This is a genomic window from Mycobacterium sp. (genome assembly GCF_051006775.1).
GTDB lineage: Bacteria > Actinomycetota > Actinomycetes > Mycobacteriales > Mycobacteriaceae > Mycobacterium.
In genome coordinates this window covers 1-2,770 of sequence record NZ_JBPCSX010000118.1, presented here as the reverse complement: position 1 = coordinate 2,770, position 2,770 = coordinate 1, and the positions used below count along the sequence as shown (strand labels likewise).

General features: G+C 63.6%; 1 protein-coding gene. It reads left to right on the top strand.

Annotated features, from left to right (window positions below):
- Positions 1-65 precede the first annotated feature (65 nt).
- Positions 66-2,770, top strand: a 2,705-nt coding sequence (locus tag ACR2JI_RS08715) for a metallophosphoesterase family protein (RefSeq protein ID WP_526389686.1), incomplete at its 3' end; no start/stop codon positions are given.

Sequence of the window (2,770 nt, the reverse complement as noted above, 5' to 3'; positions counted from 1 at the left end):
CGAGCAAGTGCCCGTCTCCGTGCGACACCGTTGGTGCGCTGTCCGGCCCGGGACGGAGGAGAGACATGGCAAAGGACGCTGCGCAACGCAGAGGCCGGCGGCGGGTGATTCCGGTGGTGCTCTGGCTGCAGGCCGGCGCCGCTGTCGCAGCCGCCGGCGTGGCCCTGTCGACAGCCCCCACGGCGACAGCCGATGACGGCGGCGCCCCGGCGAGACACGGTTCGGCGGAGGAGCGGTCCGGAGCGGCTCGCGGGGCCGCCCAGAGCGCATCCACCAACGCCACACGAAAAGCCGTCGCGACGTCTGGCTCCGGAGTGCCGAACGCGAGCGCTGCAGCCACAAGAGCAGTGCGCGCCATAGCCCCGGCCGTCCGCCCCGTCCGACGCGATTCCCCGATCAATGCCCGCAGCAATGCCCCGATAGCGCCAGCGATAACAACGCAGGCCACCACCGTGGCCGCCGACGCCTCCATCCGTCTCGCGGTCCTCGGAGATGCCGGAAACTCCTACACGAACGGCACCAACTTCTACTACTCGCCCGGCTGGTACCGGCGCTACGACCTCGGGGCCAGTGCACCGCTGCAGCAGGCGGTGTCGGACATGATGCACAGCTGGAATCCGACGGACGTGATCCAGCTCGGAGACGAAAGCTACAACGTCGCCTCCAGCACCCTGCTGGACTACAACATCGGCCAGTACTACAACGACTGGATCCACCCCTACGCGCCGCCGGCCTATACCCAGGCCGGCTCGATCTACACCGACGGCACCCTAGGTGGCGTTGAGGCAGTACCGGGGAAGACGCAGTGGCCCTACAACCTCTACAACTATCCCAACGGCTTCCCCAACCCCGTCGACCCCAGCAAGCCCGGCGGCAGTCCCGACGGAGTGAACCACTACTTCGCAGTCCCCGGCAATCACGACGTAGCCACAATCCTGGGCGCCTACAACGACGCCAGCGTCAATCAGGTCAACTTCCGGAGGTACTACAACGGCAAACCCATCGGCGCGGACGCATGGGACTACCTGCAGAACATCATCAAGAATCCGCCTTATCCGCCCATCAAGACAACACGAATCAACACCAAGATCGGCAGCACTCAAAGCCTGCTCGACTACCACTCCTATCTCGGCGACGGAAACCCCGGCAATCTGACGCCCGGCAGCCTTGACATCGGCAAGCTGGATCCGAACGGCTACGGCATCTACTACGGCGTCGACCTCGGCGATGCCGGCGGCGGACGGCCGCTGGTCCATCTGACGATCATCGACACCAGCCGTCTGCTCACCGACGCCGGCTTCTACACCTTCAACTTCGCGCCCAACACCGAAAAGCCGGTCACCGCCCCCAACGGCCCAATGAAAGGGCAGGAGGTCACGGACCTTAAAGATGCCCAAGGCAACCTTTTCGCGGACCTCAACTACGACGTCCGGGACCCGAACCTGACAGCGTCCGAAGCCTGGTTCCAGGATCCGACAACGCCCGGCGACGCACCCTCCATCGGCCGCGAGATGTTCCTGTGGGCTCAGGCGGATCTGCAGAACTCCGACGCCGTCTGGAACATCGTGATGGGCCATCACCCCGCCTACCACGTCGGCAACACCGGGAACCCCGCCGACGACAGCTATACCAGCAACGCGCCGGTCCTTAACTTCCTCGAGGGTCTCAAAGACGAGAACGGCACATCCCTGTTCGACGCCTACATGAACGGCCACAGCCACGCCTATTCGCGCGCGTTGGAGATGACACCGTCGGCCGACGGAATCGGCACCGGCATCCCCTTCCTCACCATCGGCGACGGGGGCAAGACGCTCGACGCGCTCAACTACGCGCCCTACGGCACCAGCGCGCTGATACCGACCAACTTCCTCAACGAAATCGCCGCCGACCTCTACAACTACGACATCAACGGTTTCGGTACCACACAGGACCCGAACTCCGAGGCCTCAGTACTCGCGCCCTACCTGTCGGCCAATCCCACCAGCGTCGGCGTGAGCGGCTACTACAGCTACACCAAGTACAACTTTCCCGTGGACGGCTACCCGAATAATCCAGAGCAGGAAAAGCTGACAATCACCAGCGTCTCAGACCGCAACACGACGTTCGAACTGAAGAAACCCGCCTACCTCAGCGAGTGGGATGTGGTTCAGAACGATCTCTCCGGTGCGTACGGCTTCGGCTCCGGCGCCGCGCAGATCGACGCCGGCGACAGCTACATGATGATCCACTACCAAACGGCCCAGCCGATCGACCCGGCCATCTCGCTGATCGGCCGCACCCAGGGCATCACCAACTTCGACCCCAGCAGTCTCTTCTACCGGCAGTGGTCACCGGCAACCGCCAAGGCCGATGATCTGGCCATGTTCAGCTTCGATGTCGACGGCAACGGGTCGCTCCAGAACGTCCAACTGGTCAACTACGGAAACGGGTACTTCGAGTCGGACCTGGCGTCAAGCAGCTTCCTGACAACGACACAGGACTTCGAGATCCTCGGCAACAATCCGCCCAACCCGCTGGGACTCAACAGCTCCGATCCGACCCGTGCGGTGGTCCGTCTCAACTTCAGCGGCGGCCAACTCACCGGTGTGAACCTGTTGAACCCCGGATCCGACTACCAACAGGTGGCCAATGCCATCCTGCAATGCAACACCTGCGGCTCCAACACCCTCACCTATGACCCGACGAAGAACAACTCCCTGCTGGTCGGCATCAACATCGACCTGGAGGCCCAGTACAACCTCGCCGCGACCCGGCCCACCGGCTTCGACCC